This window comes from Pseudomonas sp. WS 5532 (assembly GCF_012985445.1).
Classification (GTDB): domain Bacteria; phylum Pseudomonadota; class Gammaproteobacteria; order Pseudomonadales; family Pseudomonadaceae; genus Aquipseudomonas; species Aquipseudomonas edaphica.
Genome location: NZ_JAAQWK010000007.1, coordinates 277,509 through 297,163, shown reverse-complemented (window position 1 = coordinate 297,163; position 19,655 = coordinate 277,509). Strand labels below are relative to the sequence as shown.

General features: G+C 59.8%; 20 protein-coding genes. 12 read left to right on the top strand and 8 right to left on the bottom strand.

Annotated features, from left to right (window positions below; translation table 11 throughout):
* Positions 1 to 65 precede the first annotated feature (65 nt).
* A complete protein-coding gene (locus HBO23_RS15025; protein ID WP_017138987.1) occupies positions 66 to 374 on the top strand; it encodes an RcnB family protein in 309 nt (102 codons plus the stop codon).
* A gap of 119 nt (positions 375 to 493) precedes the next feature.
* Here the strand turns inward: HBO23_RS15025 and HBO23_RS15020 are convergent, their stop codons facing one another.
* From HBO23_RS15020 to HBO23_RS15010, 3 genes are all read right to left on the bottom strand, one after another.
* Positions 494 to 766: a DUF1652 domain-containing protein gene (locus HBO23_RS15020; protein ID WP_017138988.1), complete on the bottom strand. Its 273-nt coding sequence runs from the start codon at positions 764 to 766 to the stop codon at positions 494 to 496.
* Positions 767 to 780: 14 nt separating this feature from the next.
* Complete coding sequence (locus HBO23_RS15015; RefSeq protein WP_064451786.1) at positions 781 to 1,032, bottom strand: CsbD family protein; 252 nt, start codon at positions 1,030 to 1,032, stop codon at positions 781 to 783.
* Between the two features lie 132 nt (positions 1,033 to 1,164).
* Complete coding sequence (locus HBO23_RS15010) at positions 1,165 to 2,661, bottom strand: helix-turn-helix transcriptional regulator (protein WP_017138990.1); 1,497 nt, start codon at positions 2,659 to 2,661, stop codon at positions 1,165 to 1,167.
* Positions 2,662 to 2,832: 171 nt separating this feature from the next.
* On the opposite strand from HBO23_RS15010, the gene HBO23_RS15005 reads away from it, so the two are divergent.
* Positions 2,833 to 3,801, top strand: coding sequence for a hypothetical protein (locus HBO23_RS15005; protein WP_017138991.1), 969 nt, complete (start codon positions 2,833 to 2,835; stop codon positions 3,799 to 3,801).
* Between the two features lie 123 nt (positions 3,802 to 3,924).
* Positions 3,925 to 4,545, top strand: coding sequence for a hypothetical protein (locus tag HBO23_RS15000; protein WP_017138992.1), 621 nt, complete (start codon positions 3,925 to 3,927; stop codon positions 4,543 to 4,545).
* A 173-nt stretch (positions 4,546 to 4,718) separates the two neighbouring features.
* Here the strand turns inward: HBO23_RS15000 and HBO23_RS14995 are convergent, their stop codons facing one another.
* Positions 4,719 to 4,964 (bottom strand): DUF3077 domain-containing protein, encoded by a 246-nt coding sequence (locus HBO23_RS14995; RefSeq protein WP_017138993.1) that lies wholly within the window; start codon positions 4,962 to 4,964, stop codon positions 4,719 to 4,721.
* Between the two features lie 551 nt (positions 4,965 to 5,515).
* On the opposite strand from HBO23_RS14995, the gene HBO23_RS14990 reads away from it, so the two are divergent.
* From HBO23_RS14990 to HBO23_RS14965, 6 genes are all read left to right on the top strand, one after another.
* On the top strand, positions 5,516 to 5,860 hold the full coding sequence (locus HBO23_RS14990; RefSeq protein WP_170038739.1) for an FKBP-type peptidyl-prolyl cis-trans isomerase: 345 nt from the start codon (positions 5,516 to 5,518) through the stop codon (positions 5,858 to 5,860).
* Between the two features lie 13 nt (positions 5,861 to 5,873).
* Positions 5,874 to 6,455 carry a GNAT family N-acetyltransferase gene (locus HBO23_RS14985; protein ID WP_017138995.1) on the top strand — a complete coding sequence of 194 codons (582 nt, stop codon included), beginning with the start codon at positions 5,874 to 5,876 and terminating at the stop codon, positions 6,453 to 6,455.
* A gap of 573 nt (positions 6,456 to 7,028) precedes the next feature.
* Positions 7,029 to 7,745, top strand: coding sequence for an MgtC/SapB family protein (locus HBO23_RS14980; protein WP_099547668.1), 717 nt, complete (start codon positions 7,029 to 7,031; stop codon positions 7,743 to 7,745).
* Between the two features lie 262 nt (positions 7,746 to 8,007).
* Complete coding sequence (locus HBO23_RS14975) at positions 8,008 to 8,652, top strand: response regulator transcription factor (protein WP_026013841.1); 645 nt, start codon at positions 8,008 to 8,010, stop codon at positions 8,650 to 8,652.
* A gap of 6 nt (positions 8,653 to 8,658) precedes the next feature.
* Complete coding sequence (locus tag HBO23_RS14970; RefSeq protein WP_169987079.1) at positions 8,659 to 12,285, top strand: transporter substrate-binding domain-containing protein; 3,627 nt, start codon at positions 8,659 to 8,661, stop codon at positions 12,283 to 12,285.
* A 134-nt stretch (positions 12,286 to 12,419) separates the two neighbouring features.
* Positions 12,420 to 12,842, top strand: coding sequence for a hypothetical protein (locus HBO23_RS14965; RefSeq protein ID WP_017138999.1), 423 nt, complete (start codon positions 12,420 to 12,422; stop codon positions 12,840 to 12,842).
* Here HBO23_RS14965 and dkgB read toward each other — a convergent pair.
* Positions 12,839 to 13,657 (bottom strand): 2,5-didehydrogluconate reductase DkgB, encoded by an 819-nt coding sequence (dkgB, locus tag HBO23_RS14960; RefSeq protein ID WP_017139000.1) that lies wholly within the window; start codon positions 13,655 to 13,657, stop codon positions 12,839 to 12,841. The two genes, HBO23_RS14965 and dkgB, sit on opposite strands and share 4 nt — an antisense overlap.
* A 275-nt stretch (positions 13,658 to 13,932) precedes the next feature.
* Here dkgB and HBO23_RS14955 point away from each other — a divergent pair, with 275 nt between their 5' ends.
* Positions 13,933 to 14,328: a carboxymuconolactone decarboxylase family protein gene (locus HBO23_RS14955; RefSeq protein WP_058420656.1), complete on the top strand. Its 396-nt coding sequence runs from the start codon at positions 13,933 to 13,935 to the stop codon at positions 14,326 to 14,328.
* Between the two features lie 9 nt (positions 14,329 to 14,337).
* Here HBO23_RS14955 and HBO23_RS14950 read toward each other — a convergent pair whose 3' ends face one another.
* From HBO23_RS14950 to HBO23_RS14940, 3 genes are all read right to left on the bottom strand, one after another.
* Entirely contained in the window at positions 14,338 to 15,165 is an 828-nt protein-coding gene (locus HBO23_RS14950) for a hypothetical protein (protein WP_170038737.1), read from the bottom strand.
* Between the two features lie 310 nt (positions 15,166 to 15,475).
* A complete protein-coding gene (locus HBO23_RS14945) occupies positions 15,476 to 16,054 on the bottom strand; it encodes a cupin domain-containing protein (RefSeq protein WP_017139004.1) in 579 nt (192 codons plus the stop codon).
* Positions 16,042 to 17,997: an FAD-dependent oxidoreductase gene (locus HBO23_RS14940; protein ID WP_170038735.1), complete on the bottom strand. Its 1,956-nt coding sequence runs from the start codon at positions 17,995 to 17,997 to the stop codon at positions 16,042 to 16,044. Before HBO23_RS14940 ends, HBO23_RS14945 begins: the two co-directional genes overlap by 13 nt.
* Before the next feature lie 132 nt (positions 17,998 to 18,129).
* On the opposite strand from HBO23_RS14940, the gene HBO23_RS14935 reads away from it, so the two are divergent.
* Entirely contained in the window at positions 18,130 to 18,888 is a 759-nt protein-coding gene (locus HBO23_RS14935; RefSeq protein ID WP_138450339.1) for a class II aldolase/adducin family protein, read from the top strand.
* A gap of 41 nt (positions 18,889 to 18,929) precedes the next feature.
* A complete protein-coding gene (locus tag HBO23_RS14930; RefSeq protein WP_058420659.1) occupies positions 18,930 to 19,568 on the top strand; it encodes a TetR family transcriptional regulator C-terminal domain-containing protein in 639 nt (212 codons plus the stop codon).
* Positions 19,569 to 19,655: the final 87 nt, after the last annotated feature.

Below are 19,655 nucleotides of genomic sequence, written 5' to 3'. Positions count from 1 at the left end.
ACTTGAATGATTCCATGCGCCTGCGGTCGGAACCTGGGTACGCATCATTCATTGAAGGAGCACCCATGAAGTCCAAGACCCTAGCCGCTTGCCTGCTGCTCACCGCTGGCCTGTCCACCGTCAGCTTTGTCGTGCAGGCCGGTGATACACCCCAGGAAACCGTGCAGCCTTCCAGCATCAATACGCGGGATCTGAAAGAAGGTGATCGCGCCCCGGATATCCTGATGCGCAAGGAATCGGCGGTCAGCGACTGGAAAAAACGCGGCCTCAAGCAGCCTGAGGCAGACAGCCAATGGGCGCGGGTGGGTGATAAGTTTGTGCTGCTCAAAACCACCAACGGCACCATTCTTGAGATCACCCCCGTCAAGCGGTGATCGGTCTGTTTTCCTCGCTCTTGCGTTAAGGTAACCGGCCACACCGGTCGTGTTACCTCACCCATCACTTCGGCCTCGGCGTCACCCAGGTCGACCTGGATATCAGCCTGCCTTCATTTTCATTGGGCCGTCGTTGAAGGCAGATCATCCAGTGTGAGCTTGCCGACGTTGTTGCTTTGCAGTTCGTAGCGCAACTCTTCAACCATCTTGGCCACTTCTTGCGCGGTTTGCAGCCGGTTGGTGCTGATGCCTGTCACCACCAGATCAACACGGCCGGTTTCGGCGTCGTAGACCTTGAGGGTCAGGGACGCGTCCCGGCACAGGGTGAACTCGCAGGTCAGCGGTGACAAACCTTCTTCGATGCAGTTGCGCAGTTGAGAGAGGGTAAACATGGGCCTCGGCCTCCTCAACGACGACGCAGCAACAGGCCCACAAGCAGGCCGATACCGGCGACGACAGCCACGGTAGCCAGGGGTTTGTTTTTGGCAAAATCACTGACAGTGTCCAGCGCGTCGCCGTACGTTTGCTGCAGTTGACCTGCGGCCTGACGCGCCACACCTTCAGCCTGCAATTGTTCATCGCCGGTGAGGTCGCCGATAAAACCCTGGGCCTTGCCGGCAACCTTCTCTACGGCGCCTTTGACTTGTTCGCTTTTCATCGTGCTTTCCTTGGAAGAGATCAAACCATTACGGCACGGGACCAAAGGCCCTGTGCCCACCCTTCAAGGTTAAGCAGCGTACGCCAGCGCAATAAGGCGAATTTGCACTGGTCGCACTAGTGCATTTGCACTCTATGGTTTGCTTTTGACGCGCAGTTCGCCGGCAAACAAGCCGCGCTCCCTGGCCCATACAATGGCCGCGCTGCGGCTGTGCACACCGAGTTTGGAGTACACCGTGGCCACATGATTACGCACCGTGTTGGGCGCAAGCTTCAGGCGCGAGGCAATTTCCTTGTCGGCCAGGCCTTCGCAGATCAAACCCAGCACATCACGCTCACGGGCGGTAAGGTCGGTGAAGGCTACGTTCGGCAGGTTGGGGCTGTTGACGCTCTTGGCGTTGGCCAGTTTCTCGATCAGGGTCTGGCTGAACCAGGAGGCGTCTTGCATCACCTCCTCAATGGCCGCCACCAGCTCCAGCTCCGAGCGTTTGCGTTCGGTGATGTTCATCAGCACCAACAGGTAGCAGGGCACGTCCTCGATAATCACTGTGTCGGCGGAGACCACGCAGTCGATCACCTCGTTGCCTTTCTTGCGCACCTTGAGGTCCTGGCCTTCGAGGTTGCCGGCTTTTTCCAGGGTGGCGAACAACTGCGCTCCAGCAGGGGCGCTGTCGATGAAGTTGATGTCCTCAACGTTCTTGCCGATCAGCTCTTCGCTGATGTAACCGGTGATGTTCATGAACGCTTCGTTGATGTCCACCACTTGCCGGTTGGCGGCGTTGCACACCAGGGTCGGCACCGGCGTGAGGCGAAAGGATTTGGCGAACCGTTCTTCGCTCTGGCGCAGGGCGATTTCTGCCTTGCGCCTTGGCTCCAGGTCGGTAAAGGAAAACAGCATGCAGTCTTCCTCGTTCATGTCCAACGGCTGGCCGGCGACGATCACCAGTTTGCTGCCGCCTTCGGGCAGGCGCAGTTCAGCCTGCATCTGCGGGATGGTCGCACCTTCGCTCAGCCGCTGAATGGCCAGGTCCTTGCGATCGGCGTGTTCCAGTACATCCAGTTCATAGACGGATTTGCCGATGACCTGATCGCGGTTGTAACCGGTCATCTCCAGGAAACCCTGGTTAACCTTGATGTAGCGCAGGTCGCTGAGACGGCAGATCACCGCGGGTGCCGGGTTGGCGTTGAAGGTTTTTTCGAAGCGCTGCTCGGCGCTGGCCCACTCGGTGGCGTCGCTGAGGATCAGCACCAGCAGTTCCGGTTCACCGTGGGCGTCCGTCAGCACCAGGCTGCGCAAGCGATGCACCCAACTGCGGTCCTCGTCGTCAACGGGGGTGACTTCCACCACCACATCGCTGAATTCTTCACCGGCTGCGATTCGGCTGAGCGGGTAGCTGTCCAGCGGCAAAGGATGGTTGTTGCGATAGCGCAAGGCAAAGCGCTTGGCGTATTGCTCGGTATTGGCGCCGAGCTGCTCGACCTCACTGACCCCGTGCATGGCCAGCGCGGCTTCGTTGGCCCACAGAATGGTCTGGTCGACTTCGGCCAGGATCACACCGTCCGATAACCCGGAGATGATCTGCTGCAATTGGCGGCGGTTGGTTTCTTTGGCAAGAACGTCCTGGGTCATGGTCTCTCCGGGGATGGGCGCATGAAGGGTACGACACCCAGGCATCAGGATAGTGCACACAACGTGCCCGTTGCGGGGTGCGAATGCACCAGATGCTCTGGTGCATTTGAGCGGGGACGACCGGCAGCGGTCTCGCCAGACTGATACGGTCAACCACTCAAAGGATTAATCATGACAACTGTCTATGAAACCAACCGTTCACCGTTTCGCGTGTCCTGGAGCTCTGTGCTGGCCGGTAGTGCAATTGCCCTGGTGACCTACCTGGTACTCAGCGTGCTCGGCACGGCCATCGGCGCCAGTGCCGTCAACCCGATGGAAGCGGGCAACCCCCTGAGCGGCTTCGGCACCGGCGCCGGGATCTGGCTGTTTGTCTCAACCCTGGTGGCTGTCGGCCTCGGCGCCTTTGTGGCCGGGCGCACTGCACCGGACCGTGGCGGCTTGCACGGCGTATTGACCTGGACCTTCACCACCTTGCTCACCACCTGGCTGCTGGCTGGCCTGGCCGCCAGCGTGGTCGGCACCGCCGGTAACGTAGTAGGCAAAGGCTTGTCCGCCGCCGGCAGTGGTATCGCCGCTGCTGCGCCTGGGATCGGCAACAGCATCAAGCAGCAGTTGAACGAGCAGGGTATCCAACTGGACTGGAACAGCCTGCAAGGCCAACTCGACACCTTGCTCAAGCAAAGCGGCAAGCCTGAGCTGGACCCTGCCAACGTCGAGCAGAAAACCGACCAGGCCGCCGCCGACGGCAAGCAATCGGCCAAGGACGCCGCGACCAACCCTGCCCAGGCCGGTGATGAGTTGAAGCAGTGGTTCGAACGCGTCAAAGCCTCCGGCGAGCCTGCGTTGAATGCTGCGGACAAAGACGCGCTGGTCAACATCGTGGCCGCCCGTACCGGCAAGAGCAAAGCCGAAGCCACGCAGATCGTCGACAACTATGCCCAGGCTTATCAGCAAGCCATGCAGAAGGTCGATGAGCTGAAACAGCAAGCCGAACAGAAAGCCCGTGAAGCCGGTGAAGTAGCGGCTAAGCAGCTGTCCCGCGCTGCATGGAGCACCTTGGCCATGTTGCTGCTGGGTGCAGCCTTGAGCTTCTTTGTGGGTCGTACCGCGCTGACCACGCGTCGCGTGCCGTTGGCTTAAGCTGAGCATGTGCGGCATGGATGCCGCCTGTGGAAGCTGGTTATGGAGTGAACTCGCTACCCCCTGCGCTCGAATGAATGCGTAAAATACCGGCTTTTTACGTGTATCACGCAAAGGTGCCCCTTGAGCGCAGGCAAAGCTGTCGGACTGTTATTACTCACCTCCCTCTTGGCGGCGTGCGGTACTTCGCCGCCACGCACGCCAAACGACATCTGCGGCATCTTCCGTGAAAAAGATGACTGGTACGACGCCGCCAAGGTCACGCAAAAGCGCTGGGGCGTGCCGATCCAGGTGCCGTTCGCGATCATGTATCAAGAGTCGGGCTTTCGTCAGGATGCCAAGACTCCGCGCAAGTACCTGCTATGGATCATCCCCTGGGGGCGCGTGTCCACCGCCGAAGGCTATTCCCAGGCCAAGGATGAAGTGTGGAACGACTACCGCAAGAGCACCGGCCGCAGCGGTGCGAGCCGTCAGGATTTCGATGACTCCATCGACTTTGTGGGTTGGTACATGGACAAGACCTACACCATCAACGGCGTGTACAAATACGACGCCTACGGCCAATACCTGAACTACCACGAAGGCTGGGGCGGCTATCGCCAGCGTACCTATGCGGCCAAAGCCTGGCTGCCGCCGGTGGCGAGCAAGGTGCAGGCGCGCTCGCAGATGTACGCGGCGCAATATGCGCGCTGTAAGGATGATTTGGGCCGGGGTTTCTGGAGCCGGTTCTGGCATTGGTTGTAATGAACGCTCGGCTGATCGCTCCCACGCTCCACGTGGTAATGCATCCAGAGACGCTCCGCGCCCGGCTGCCAGCGTAAGGCTCAAGCCTTGCACAAGGGTGACGCGGAGCGTCACAGACGGCATTCCCACGCAGAGCGTGGGAACGATCAGAGGTCACTTGCCACAAGAGTTACTCAGTGTGGCTGCATGCACTCCAATGATCGGTCGACCATCACACTGGCCATGTCCACCAAGTGCAATACCGAGATCACCAAGGCGCGTGTATCACCGGCCAGATGATCACTCGCCGTCTGCGCCGCGACAGCTGCGCAACGGAGTACGCTGCTGGCATGTGCCAGGGCGTCTTCAAAGCTAAGATCTTGGGTGGTGGTGAAGAAGTGCGGTTCTGATGCGGGTGGTGCAGGGACTAATTTGTCCATGGTTTCAACTCCTAACCAAAGCTGGAATGTCACCACCATCGCTACCAAACGACTTTAGGGTGGTGACCGTGCGCAGATTGGTAGACCGGTGATTAGGACCCGGTGCACCCGAAGGTGCCCTACGCACGGCCGCCATAACGCAGGGCCGAAAAAAAGCGCCTTGCAGAAGGGGGCGCTTAGCGCCTAATCACTCGTGGTCTACCAAACCCCGAATCACTGAATTGCAGTGACCGACGCAGACTAGCCATGTAAGTTGAGCGGCGCAAGCGCTCGGGATTCTCTCGGAAACGTCCTGCAAATTAAAGGGAAATATCGCTAATTCCGCCTTTTTGATCGTTCCCACGCTCCGCGTGGTAATGCATCCAGAGACGCTCCGCGTCCGGCTGCCAGCGTAAGGCTCAAGCCTTGCACAAGGGTGACGCGGAGCGTCACAGGCGGCATTCCCACGCAAAGCGCGGGAACGATCGGCATAAGGGTGTGGCGAGGGCGCACTTGCCAAGCTCATTTTATTCTGGGAAAACCCCAGTCTTAACTCATCCAACGAGAGCCCCATGAGCAACGATGAACTCCAGATCACCGACACCCGCCTGGGCACCGGCAAAGCCGTGGTCAAGGGGGCGCTGATCACCACCCAATACACCGGCACCCTCGAAGACGGCACCGTGTTCGATTCGTCCTGGGAGCGCGGCAAGCCGTTCCAGTGCGTGATCGGCACCGGGCGCGTAATCAAGGGCTGGGACCAGGGCTTGATGGGCATGCAGGTGGGTGGCGTGCGCACACTGTTTGTGCCGGCGCACCTGGCCTATGGCGAGCGTTCGATGGGCGCGCATATCACGCCCAACAGCAATCTGTGCTTTGAAATCGAGTTGCTGGAAGTGCTGACGCGCGACGATTGAAGGGGAAGTAAACATGGAGGTTGATTGCGCACTCGAAGGTATTCGAGTGGTTGAACTGCACGACGGCGACGCGGCCGAACTGCAGTGTTTTTTTGACCAGGCACCCGAGTATTTCATCGCGGTCAATGGTGAGCCGGCCACACCGACCGAAGCGCACGAAGAGTTACAGGGTCAGTTGCCGGCAGGTTGGCGTTGCAGCCGGATGTACTGGCTGGGTTATCGCGATACGCAGGACCAACTGGCCGCCGTCGTGAACATCGCGGCCGACTTGCTGGCCGTCGGCGTGTGGCATATCGGTTTGCTGCTGGTGCATACGCGCCTGCATGGCACCGGGTTCGCGCGACAATTGCATGCCGATCTTGAAGCGTGGGCGGTGAGCAACGGTGCCCAGTGGCTGCGGTTGACGGTGGTGGTCGGCAATACCAAGGCCGAGCGCTTCTGGCCCAAGCTTGGGTATGTGCAGGTGCGCACGCGTGAAGGCATCAGGATGGGACGGCAGGTCAACAGGGTGTCTATTCAGGTCAAGCCGCTGGCAGGTGGGCAGATGGACGAGTACTTGAAACGGGTTGAGCGGGATCGGCCCGATATGCCGTAATAGCGGACGTGCACACTCCTTGTGGGAGCTGGCTTGCCTGCGATGACGCAGTGTCGGCAATAAACCTCCAGCAGACAGACCGCCATCGCAGGCAAGCCAGCTCCCACAGTTGATCTTCGGCGTGACCCAAAAAACAGTTGCTGAACTCACCCTGAACAATCCACCTAAACCCCTATGGTAAATTCTCCTACGGTTTACTCCCTCGAAAACGCGGCGTAAACTCCGCGCGTTTTCATCAATAGCGGAGACCCTCAGTGGGTACTTGTTCGAGCGACAGTCGTCGGCCGGTTTCGGTTACTGGCACATACTTGGCAAGGTAACGCGCATTTTTCCTGATGCCGTTGTCTCGCCTCAAAAAGCGAGAAGCGGCATTCCGGCAGCGGCCAGTCCTGGCACCTGCCTGCATCCCTCTCATCGACGCTGACCAGCACCTCAAATCACTTGGGATGCTACGGACGCGCCTGCCTTTTACGGCGGGCGGGCCAAGCTGACTGTGCCTTTAAACGGGGACGGTGCAGTCGGTCGTACCTGCACTAAGGTTTCTGGCATGCGCAGCAGTCATGGAGAATTTTTATGCAGGCAATCAACAACATCAACCTCAACTCGTTGGTCGATACCGTGGTCAGCCTTACCGCGGCGTTTATCCTCGGTGGCTTGATCGGTTTCGAACGCCAGTACCGCCAGCGCACGGCGGGCTTGCGCACTAATGTGCTGGTGGCAGTGGGCGCGGCGATCTTCGTCGACATGGCCAACCGCCTGGGTGGCGCGGAAGGCGCGGTGCGGGTGGTTGCGTACGTGGTCTCGGGCATCGGCTTTTTGGGCGCTGGCGTGATCATGCGTGAAGAAGGCAACGTGCGTGGGCTCAACACTGCTGCGACGTTGTGGGCTTCGGCAGCGGTGGGGGCGTGTGCGGGGGCTGACCTGATCCTCGAAGCACTGCTGGGCACGCTATTTGTGCTGGCGGCCAACACCTTGCTGCGGCCGATCGTCAATAACATCAACCGTCAGCCTTTGGACGTGGTGTCGGCGGAGGTCACCAACATCCTCTATGTCATCGCCCGGCGCAGCCAGCAGCAGGCAGTGATGGTGCTGCTGGAGGCCGAACTGGCGCGGTGCAACTACCCGGCCAGCGACGTCGATGTGCGGCCGTTCGGCAGCGAAGAAGTGGAGATCGAGGCCACCCTGGCCGCGACCTCGGTAGACGGCGACGAACTGGACGCGCTGGTGGCGCGAATTTCCACCTCGACACTGGTGGTGCAAGCGTTCTGGAGCCCGAGTACCACTGACTGACACGCGCTCAACGGCTACTTTTGCGAAGAAAAATCCTACATCTGATTGGGATTGCCCCTTCGGTCAATACGTCATTTCGTTGTTAAGGTTGCGCACTTGCAGCTAGCCGGTGGTCACGGTTTGGCTATACGTGCTCGATGTGACTTCGATAGAAGCGGACCACCTGAGTGACGGCAGTACCGCTGGTCGAAACTGTCATTTCTCACAGGTAGTGGTGTCCCGTGTGATGTGTAAGGGTACTTATTCTTTTCAGGGTAGTGATATGAGCAAAGCGCTAAGTAGTGGGACCGTGTTAGTTGTGGACGATCATCCGTTTATACGGGCAACCGTCAAGCATTTGCTCAAGTGCGAAGGCTTCACTGACATCGAGGAAGCCGGTACGGGGGCGGACGCGCTTCAGAAGGTTAGAGAGAAGCGTCCAGTCTTGATTATTCTCGACCTGGCCATTCCAAAACTGGGTGGGCTGGAGGTGATCAGCCGGGTCAAGGCGCTGGGTGTGCCGTGCAAAATTCTGGTACTGACGTCGTATCTGCCGGAGTTTTTTTCCACGCGGTGCATGCGTGCCGGGGCCATGGGGTTTGTCGCCAAGACCGGAGAGCTGGAGGAGCTGCAAAAAGCCATTAAGGCGGTGATGTCCAACTACAACTGCTTCCCCAGTCTGCCGAGCAGTTCGGTGCGTCGTGATGATTTGCAGACCACCGAGCACGAGTTGGTGCACTCGCTTTCAGACCGCGAGCTGGCAGTGCTGAGGATGTTGGCGTTGGGTTTTACCAACAACAAAATTGCTGCAGATATGCTGCTGAGCCACAAGACCATCAGCACCTACAAGACCCGGCTCAAGGAGAAGCTGCGGATGACGTCTGTGGTGCACATGGCCAAGTTTGCCCAGCGTAATCATCTGATCTGAATCGACATGATCCTTGCCCAGGTCCGACGGTTGATCATGCTGGTGTTGATGAGCCTGCTGCCGTTGCTCGCTGCGGCCCTTGATGAGCCCCACACCTTGCGGTTGCTGGGGCATTCCAGCCTCGACGAGAATGGCCCGCCCGTGGTGCTGGGGGACGCTGACTGGCACTGGCTGCGTGAGCGCCGCACGCTGTGGATGGGGGTTTCCGCGCCCGATTACGGGCCTTTCGAACTGACCAACAATAACGATGAACTGGAAGGCGTCACCGCCGACTATGCCAAGTTGCTTGCCCAGGCGCTCAACGTCAGCGTTGAAGTGCGCCGCTATGACACCCGTGATGAAGTGATTGAGGCGCTCAAGCAGGGCTCTATCGATTTCTTGGGGTCGGCCAACGGGTTTGAAGCGGGGGACCCGCAACTCGTCCTTTCGCGCTCCTATGCCAATGATCAGCCCATCCTGGTCACCCGTACCGGAGACACCCAGTCCCTGAGTGTCGACCTGGCCGGCAAGCGTGTGGCGATGCTTTATCACTATATGCCGCCCGATGTGGTCGAGGCGTTTTACCCCAAGGCCCATGTGGAACTGTTTGCGTCGGTCTTCGAAGCCATCGGCGCCGTGGCTTTTGGCCGTGCCGATGTCTACCTCGGAGACGCCATCACCGCCCACTACCAGATCAACCGCAACCACCTCAACAATGTACAGCTGGCGGACTTTTCCACTTTGGAGTCCAACGCCTTTGCGTTCGCGCTGGCCCGGGACAATATTCGCTTGCTGCGCATCATCAACAGCGCGCTGAGGTCGATTCCGGCTAACCAGCAGCTGGATATTTTGCGCCGTTGGAGTGCTGGCAATCTTGGTGTTCTGGGTACCGAGCGCCTGCGCTTAAGCACCAGCGAGCAACGCTGGCTGGAAAAACACCCACGGGTGAGGGTGGTAGCGTCCGACCAGATGTTGCCGTTGGCATCCTTCACGGCACAAGGGCAATCAGAGGGCTTGAGTGCAGACGTTCTATCCCGGATCAGCTTGCGCACCGGCTTGAAGTTCGATGTGGTCCCGGGCGGCTCAATGCCTCAGCAAATAGAGGCGGTCCGTTCCGGCCGGGCGGACATGATGGCGGTGGTCACGCCCAGCCTCGAAGGCTCTGACCAGGTGCGTTTTACGCGGCCCTACTTGACCAATCCGCTGGTGCTGGTCACCCGTACCGACACGCCTGGCACCATGACACTGGAAAATATGCTGGGTAAACGCCTGGTAATACCCAGCGGCAATGCGCTGCGTGACGTCATCAATCGCGACTATCCCGGTATCCAGTTTGTGGAGGCGAAAAATCCTACGGATGCCATGGCTCTGGTGGCCAATGGCAGCGCCGAGGGTGCCGTCAGTTCACTGATCTATGCGCGTTACCTGATCGCCTTTGAGTACCGCGATCGCTTGCACGTGACCAGCACCGTCGGCTCTGAACCTGTGCGTATGACGTTCGGGGTCAACCGGGGGCAGTTGGAGCTGTACTCGATACTGGACAAGGCGTTGCTGAGCATCCCGCCTCAGGAAATGGATGAACTGATCAGCCAATGGCGCACCGATGTCATCATCGAAGACCATTGGCTACGCCATCGCCGCACGATTATCCAAGGATTCGGCCTGGCGGCGGTATTGCTGCTGATCACCCTGGGATGGGCGATTTACCTGCGCAGCCTGATACGCAAGCGTGCTCAGGCCGAACGCGCGTTAAGTGACCAGATGCGCTTTATGGGCGTGCTGATCGACGGTACGCCCCACCCGATCTACGTGCGTGATCGCCAGGGTCGGCTGATGGCCTGCAACAGTGCCTACCTGGACGTGTTTGGCTTCAAGCTTGAAGCGGTGATCGGCAAGACGGTGATCGAGACCGACACCGGCAACCCGCCGCAGGCCCAGTCATTCCATGAGGACTATCTGCGGTTGATGGAGCGGGGCGAACCGCAGATTCATGATCGGGTGCTCAGGTTGCCTGCGGGCAAGGTGTTGACCATTTACCACTGGATGCTGCCGTACCGTGATGGCGACGAAAATGTCGTGGGCATGATTGCCGGTTGGGTCGATGTGAGCGAGCGCCAGCGGCTGCTGGGCCAGTTGCAGGAAGCCAAGGAGGACGCTGACGCCGCCAACCGTGCCAAGACCACGTTCCTGGCGACCATGAGCCACGAAATTCGCACCCCCATGAACGCGGTGATCGGCATGATCGAGCTGGCGCTGGCCAACGCTGAACAAGGGCGTGCCGACCGTGACGCCCTGGAAGTCGCTTCGGTGGCCTCGCACGGCATGCTGGACCTGATCGGCGACATTTTGGATATTGCCCGAATTGAGTCCGGCCATTTGTCTTTGTCCCTTGAACCGGCCAACCTGCATGAGCTATTGAAGTCGGTGGCGCGGGTATTCGAAGGGTTGGCGCGCGCGAAAGGCCTGGCGCTGCAAGTAGAGCTTGATCCGCAGATGGATTGCGCGGTGTTGATCGACCCGTTGCGATTCAAGCAGGTGGTGTCCAACCTGCTGAGCAATGCCATCAAGTTTACCGACCACGGCCGGGTGCGCTTGGGCGGCCGCTGTGGGTTGGCATCGGACCCCGGCCAATTGAACCTCACCTTGTGGGTAGAAGACACCGGCATAGGCATCAGTGCCGAGGACCAGCAGCGGCTGTTCAACCCGTTTATCCAGGGCAGCAATACCGAGCAGTCGGCGCGCAGCGGCTCGGGCCTGGGGTTGGTGATCAGCCGCACGCTATGCGAAATGATGGCGGGGAAACTGCAGTTGAGCAGTACGCTGGGGCAGGGGACACGGGTGGACGTAGCACTCACGTTGGCCACCACAGCAGCAATAGCGGCCGAGGTTTCGGCTACGCCGGAACCTACCCGTCCCGTGCGTGTTTTGGACATTCTGGTGGTGGATGACTACCCGGCCAATCGCCTGCTGCTGGCCCGGCAGCTGAGCTTTCTGGGGCATCGCATCAGCACCGCCGAAGACGGCGTCCAGGGCTTGGAACGCTGGAAAACCCAGCGGCCGGATGTGGTAATCACCGATTGCAACATGCCCCTCAAGGATGGCTATGCCTTGGCGCGTGAAATCCGTGCGCAAGAGCGTGAGCATGGCTTGCCCGCCTGCCTGCTGCTGGGGTTTACCGCCAATGCCCAGCCGGAAGAAACCGAGCGCTGCCGGCAGGCGGGCATGGATGGTTGCCTGTTCAAGCCTGCCGGGCTTGAGGACTTGCGCTCTGCGCTGAGCGTCTATGCGCTCGGACCTGAGTCACCCGACGCTGGTCCAGGGTTTGATTTAAAGGCTTTGAAGGTCGTCACGGGAGACGATCACGCCGCGCTCAATGAGCTTTTGAGCGCCTTGCTCGACAGTTTGGAGGCAGACCGCGCGATGCTGGCGTTGCTGGCACGTCAGCATAGTTTTAGTGGGCTGCATGACCTCGCACACCGCGTCAAAGGTGGGGCGCGAATGGTCAAGGCCGAGCCATTGATAGCCAGTTGCGAAATGCTGGAGGCGGTGTGTGAGCGACAGGAGCGCAGCACATTAGGCGCGGCTGTTGCAACAATTGACACGGCAATTGCTGATTTGCACCAGCGCATGGGTGACTATTGCAAGCAGGCCTGACTGCAGTTGAGGGGCATTCGGTGAATTTGGGAGAACTCCTACATGAAGGGGGAACATGCCTGATTTTGTCTTCGGTATATGTCTGGAGAATGGGGCACGCTCACTGACGAGCGCTGCCAGCCCAGGGGTTCGCCATGCCGAACAAAGCACTGACCATCCTGATTGCCGATGAACAACACCTGCAACGACTGTACATAGAAAAAATGCTCAATCAGTTGGGTTACCACCGCATTGTGCCGGTGCAAACCTACCAGGAAGTCCAGATACTCACCGCGATCCCTGCCGAGCCCTTCGACGTATTGATCATTAATGCGGGGCTGGCGCTGCAGGCTTGCGGGCCGCAGCCTCAGGTGCGGCATGTGCTGCTCTATGACCATCAGGAACTGGGCGAACCGGCTGATACTCAGCCTGCGGTGCTGGTGCGGTTGCCGGGTGTGCCGGACAGCGTCAACCTCGAACACTTCATGGACATCATCGACCCACCCGCAGCCACGGCGGGCCTGCGGGTGTTGCCATGGCTGCGGGAGTTATCGCGCAAACCGCTGGCCGGGGTTTAGTCCCACTTTGGCGCAATGCCCTTGGGGCTGGTCAATCGGTGGCCACGCTCCAGGGCGGCAATCTGCGCCATGTCGGCAGCGCTCAAGGTCAGGTGCAGGGCCTTGAGATTGCTTTGCAGGTTGGCGCGTTTGGTCGACGACGGGATCACCGCGTAACCCAACTGCATGGCCCAGGCCAGCGTGACCTGCGCCGGTGTGGCTTGATGGCGCTCGGCGATCTGCTGGATCACCGGGTCTTTGAGCACTTCGCCATAGGCCAGGGTCATGTACGAGGTGATCTGGATACCCTGGGCGGTGGCAAAATCCACAACCTTCTGGTTTTGCAGGTAGGGGTGCAACTCGATCTGGTTGGTGGCGATGTTCTCGGCACCCACCGCGGCGATTGCCTGCTTCATCAAGTCAATGGTGAAGTTGGAAATGCCGATCTGGCGTGTCAGTCCCAAGCGCTTGGCTTCCAGCAACTGGCCCATGAATTCGGCGACCGGCACCTGGTCTTCCGGCGATGGCCAGTGGATCAGCGTCAGGTCGAGATAATCGGTTTTGAGTTTGCGCAGGCTTTCGCGCAGGCTCGCAATCAACTGGCCTTCGGCGAAATTGGCGATCCAGATCTTGCTGGTGATAAACAGCTCATCACGCGCTACGCCGCTGTCGGCAATGGCTTGGCCGACATCGGCTTCGTTCTCGTAGATCTGCGCAGTGTCGATGACGCGGTAGCCCAGTTCCAGGCCGGTGCTCACCGAGTCGATCACCACCTGGCCTTGCAGGCGGAAGGTGCCGAGGCCGAAGGCGGGGACGTTTGGGGTTGGGGTAGACATCAGTAACTCCAGAAGGGGTGTGAACAATGGAGTCGAGTATCCGCCCGTCGTTCACTCGGAAAAACCGCCCATTGCGAAAAGGACTCTTAACCACAAGTCACGAATACCCGCGGCCTTGTCAGGGTGAGCAGGCTGTGCCCAGCACGCTGATTCACAACAGCACGGGTTCGCATGACCGCTGGTCAACTTTGTCACCCGATGCTTACCGGCTTCACTTGCCAGCCATGGGTGTGGCGCGGTATTCCAGAATGCTTTATGCCAGCCTTGGAAAGACCATGACCCAACACCTCACCGAATACGCCGACGCCAGCCCTGAAGTGCGTGCGGTTTACGACGACATCATGCAAACACGCAAGGTCGACCAGGTGAACAACTTCTGGAAATGCCTGGCCGCCCACCCGCCGACGTTGCGCCGCACCTGGGAAAGCCTCAAGGAAATCATGGCACCAGGAGCTCTCGACCCGCTGACCAAGGAGTTGCTGTATGTGGCGGTCAGCGTGACCAACAATTGCCCGTATTGCATCGCCTCCCACACCGCCGCCGCACGCAAGGCCGGCATGACCGACGAGATGTTTGGCGAGTTGCAGGCCGTGGTCGGCATGGCCAACGAGACCAACCGCCTGGCGACCGGCTACCGTGTACCAGTGGACGATATGTTCAAGTGGCCGTGATACCCAGCTTCATGCGCAGATGCGCGAGGCTTCTGCCGGGCGCGCAGGGCGGTGGTGATAGAACTGCCCCTGCTGCGCCTTTCGGCTTCTGCGGGACTGGGAACGGGTCCATGTGGTGAAGTCAAAGCGAGTGGCCGACACGACGTTTTCCTGAACCAGCAGGATCGGCCTGGGGCGGTTTATAGGGGCGTGGTAAGTGTGGAGCGTGACCTCCAATGTGTCCTTGTCCCGGTACCCGCTGAGTATGGGCACCAGGCTGAACCCCTGACCAATGCCTTCGGACTCCGTGGGGGTGCCTGCGAATACTACAATCCCGACATAGACCTTCCTGTTGCTCAAACTGAACATGCACGGCACACACTTGACGATGGACTCTCTCAATAAAAGCTTGAATGGCGTGCCCTCAAGAACACCCAGCGAAAGCACATGGTAGAGCTGCGTGTCGGTTTCCAGCTTCAGCATTTTCTTCTTCGCGCGTACATATAGCCTTGCCCAGAAAAAAGGAATCGCCAGAGTGGTCATACCCGCCTGCAACATGAAAACCCATAGCGTGCAGTTTTTCTCATTGGCAATGTCGAGTTGTACCAATAGCGTACCCAGTTTTTGGCTGTAGTCCGCCGCAACTTCATGCCCGGCGATAAAGGCTGCTTGTTTTGATAACGTCAGCAGGGCAGCACTCAAAAACGTGGCAACGATTAGGCAGAGCATTCCGAGCCTTGCTACCTGCAGGTAAAGCAACTGTCCCTGGAATCGGTGCAATCGCAAGTAGAAAAACGGGTGCCTGAGGCAGACCAGATAGCCACTGACCAGTAACGGCACAATGATCAGCAGGCCCATGAGTCGTCTGACTCCATTTTTTGCACTTGGCGCAGAGCGTCCTTGTAACCCTCTGACGCGATAACCTCATCGATGTCCAGGCCGATGCCTCCACGTACGAGCTTCCAGGTTTTACGGGATTTGACATCCCTTACTCGATCCCAATCGTCCTGAGTCGGTTTCCCAAACAACAAATGCAATAAAGACATGGCGACAACCTCGAAAAGAAGTAGCCATTTTTATAGCAAGCGACTGGGTGCCTCACCACTGATGGCAAGCCGCGCCACTGTCGCCAGTTCCCGTAGGAAACGTCTGCATTTGCTACAGCGGCCTAAAATGTCGGGGGTGTAATCACCCAGATCACCACTGTATCCACCTTGCCCGGGTTGCCATACCGGTGCGGCTCGCTGCTGGCAAAGCTGAAACTGTCGCCTTCAGCCAACAGAAAATGCCGCTCACCGACCCACAGCTCAAAGGTGCCGCTCAACACATAGCCCGCTTCTTCGCCTTCATGGCTGTAGCTTTGCTGGCTGTAGGTGCCGGGTGGGAAGCATGAGTGCAGGATCTCCAGTTGGTGGTTGGGCAATGGCGTCAGCAGTTGGTCGACGATGCCATCTTCATAACGGATGCTTTGACGATTGTTTTTACGTACCACATAGCCTTCATCCGCTGGGGCAGGGGCGGCCTCGCTGGCAAAAAACCACTGGATAGTCACGCCCAGGCTGCGGGCGATATTGAACAGCGCCGGGATCGATGGGTACGCCAGGTTGCGCTCCAACTGGCTGAGATAGCCGGCGGTCAGTTCACTCAGTTGCGCCAGTTCGGTCAGCGTCAGGCCGCGTGCCTTGCGCAGGCCGCGAATGCGGGTGCCGAGAAACAGTGGCTGCGGTTCGTCGTTCAGAGTTTCCACGCTACCTTGAGTCCTTCGTAGATCGCCTCTTCGGCGGTGCGCGGCGCCAGGCAGTCGCCGATGCGTTCAAACGGCACCAGCCCGGCAAGCGCCGTGCCCAGAGTGTCCACCGGCTGATGGCCCTGGCACAACACCAGGCTGTCGATATTCTCCAGCAGCATCGGTTCGCCGCTGGCGCTGTGTTGCAAGTAAACCGTGCTGTCGTCGCAGCCGTAGAGGCGCGCATAAGGGATGATGGGAATGCCCAGACGGTGTAGCTCGCCCGCCAGTTGATCGCGTACATAGAGCGGCAGGTTTTCCCCGCAATGCGTGCCATTGACCGCCAGTTGCACCTGATGGCCGGCGCGCACCAGACGCTCGGCGATACCGGGGCCGATCCAGTCGCAGCGCCAGTCGACCACCACCACCGAGCGCCCCAAGGTGACCTGATCGCGCAACACCTGCCAGGCATCCACTACTTGCAGCTCGCCGCCGCGCTCGAATGCCGGCCAATAGGGTTCGGCGCCGGTGGCGATGATCACGTGGTCGGGTTGCTCCTGCACCACCAGGGCGCGGTCGACGCGGGTATTGCGCAGCACACGCACGCCTGCCAGCGTCATCTCTCGTTGCAGGTTGGTACTGGCGCCGCCGAATTCGCTGCGCCGTGGCAGCAACTGCGCCAACAGCACCTGCCCGCCCAATTGCCCGCTGGCTTCAAACAAGGTCACGTCGTGGCCGCGTTGCGCGGCCACAGCGGCAGCTTTCATGCCGGCCGGGCCACCGCCGACCACCATGATGCGGCGTCGCTTCAACGTCGGTTGCAGGTTACCGAAGTGCAGCTCGCGCCCCGTCTCGGGGTGCTGGATGCAGGAGATTGGCAAGCCCTTGTGAAAGTGCCCGATACAGGCCTGATTGCAGGCGATGCACGCGCGCACGTCTTCAGCGCGGCCGCCGAGGGTTTTGGCCGGCATCAGCGGGTCGCAGATCAGTGCGCGGGTCATGCCGCACACATCGGCCTGGCCGCGCGCCAGGATCAGCTCGGCCTCCTGCGGCTGGTTGATCCGCCCGGTGACAAACAGGGGTATCGACAGGCTGGCTTTGAACGTCGCGGCCGCATCGGCCAGGTACGCGGCGGCGATGGCCATGGGCGGCACGATATGCACTGCGCCGCCCGTGGACGCCGAGGTGCCGGCGACGATATGCACATAATCCAGCTGCGTTTGCAGGTGTTGCACGGCCTCCAGGGATTCGCTTTCGGTAAGGCCTTCGCTGTCGCGCTCATCGGCAGAAATGCGCAGGCCGATGATGAACTGCGGGTCGGTCGCGGCCCGCACTGCGGCAATAATTTCCCGCAGGAATCTCAGGCGCTGTTCAAGCACGCCGTTGTAGTCATCGGTGCGCCGGTTAACCCGTGGGTTGAGAAACTGCGCGGGCAGGTAGCCGTGGCTGGCGACCACTTCCACGCCATCAATTCCCGCCTGATGCAAGCGCCTGGCCGCCGCTGCGTAACCGCTAACGATCTCATCGATCATCGCCTGGTCGAGCGCCCGTGGCATCACCCGAAACCGCTCATTAGGCACTCCCGACGCCGAGTACGCCACCGCCAGCAACCCGTCTGCCGACTCCATGATCTCGCGGCCCGGGTGGAATATTTGCGACAGCACCACGGTGCCCTGAGCATGGCAAATATCGGCAAGCTCGCGATAGCCGTCGATGCATGCGTCGTCGGTGGCCATCAGCACATGGGAGGTGTACCGCGCACTGTCATGCACGCCCGCCACCTGCAGCACAATCAGCCCCACACCGCCTTCGGCGCGCGCACGGTGATAGGCGATCAATTGCGCATTGACCCGGTTATCCGTCGGCATCGAGGTGTCATGCCCGCTGGACATGATGCGGTTCTTCAGACGTTTGCCGCGCAGTACCAAGGGTTCGAACAGATGCGGGAAGGCAGCGTGCGACATGGTGCGGATACTCCAGGCGCTGTTATTGTTATTTTTCTAGTAAGAGGCGAGCGCCAGTAAAAAATCAACTTGTTTTTTTACTGACGGCTGGCTTAGCGTCGCCTTTACCAACCCCGTGCCTGGAGAATAAAAATGACTCACTCCACCGAGCAGCAACTGCGCGAAGAGCTCGCGGCCTGCTATCGATTGGTCGCGCACTACCGCATGAGCGACCTGATCTTCACGCATATTTCGGTGCGTATTCCCGGGCCGGAACATCACTTTCTGATCAATCCTTATGGGCTGATGTTCGATGAAATCACCGCCTCCAACCTGGTCAAGATCGGCCTGGACGGGCAGGCGGTCGAACCTTCTGCTTATGCCGTAAACCCGGCTGGTTTTGTCATTCACAGCGCCATTCATGGCGCTCGCGAAGACGCCCAGTGCGTGCTGCATACCCACACCCGTGCCGGCTGTGCGGTGGCGGCGCTGGAGTGCGGTTTGTTGCCGGTCAATCAGATCTCGATGGAGTTCTACGGCAAGGTTGCCTACCACGACTATGAAGGCGTCGCCCTGGACATGCACGAGCAACGCCGGCTGGTGCAGGACCTTGGCGACAAGCCGGTGCTGATGCTGCGCAACCATGGTTTGTTGACGGTGGGCGAGACGGTTGGTGAGGCGTTTCTGCGCATGTATTACCTGGACAAGGCCTGCGATATCCAGATCGCCGCGCAGGCCTGCGGCAAGCTGATCCTGCCGCCGGCTGAGGTTTGCGCTTACACCGAGCAGCAATTCAATAACCCCAACCGAGCGCTGGAGGAGGGCGAGCTGACCGATGTGAATGCCATGCAGCTGGCATGGGCGGCGTTGCTGCGGATGCTGGATCGGGTGTCGCCCGGTTACCGCGACTGAGGTAGAGTCGTGCAGCCGACTCAACCGAAGGACACCGCCCCATGACTCAGGAATCGCGTTTCTCCCGCATGGAGCCGCAATTGCGCAAGGCCAACCTGGTTCAGGCGACGCTGACGTGCCTCAAGCGCGATGGCTTCCAGGGCGCTTCGATCCGCAAGATCAGCGCTGAGGCCGGGGTGTCGGTAGGGCTGATCAGCCATCACTATTCGGGCAAGGATGAGTTGGTGGCCGAGGCCTATCGCACCATCACCGCCCAAGTCATGAGCCTGTTGCGCGAGACCATGGCCAAGGCGCCGCCGCAGCCGCGTGAGCGTTTATCGGCGCTGTTCCGTGGCTCCTTTTCAGCTGAACTGCTCGACCCACAGTTGCTGGACGCCTGGCTGGTGTTCTGGGGCGCGGTCAAGACCGCGCCGGCGATCAACCAGGCCCACGAGCATTCCTATGGCGAGTACCGCACCATCATGCGTTCGGCGTTGGCGGACATGGCCAGGGAGGAAGGCTGGGAGCAATTCGACGCTGATTTGGCCGCCATCGGCTTGAGCGCGTTGCTCGATGGCTTGTGGCTGGAGTCGGGGCTCAACCCCGGCACGTTCACGCCGCAGCAGGGCATCCAGATCTGCGAAGCCTGGGTGGACGGCCTGCAAGGCGGCGGTCGCGCGCGCTACCAGCTCAAAGCCTGAACCTTCCCTTCAGCGCCTGAACGCTCTATTCGGGCGTTTTTTTTCGCCCTGAAAATATTTGCAGTTTGCCGATTGCCTCATTACTGA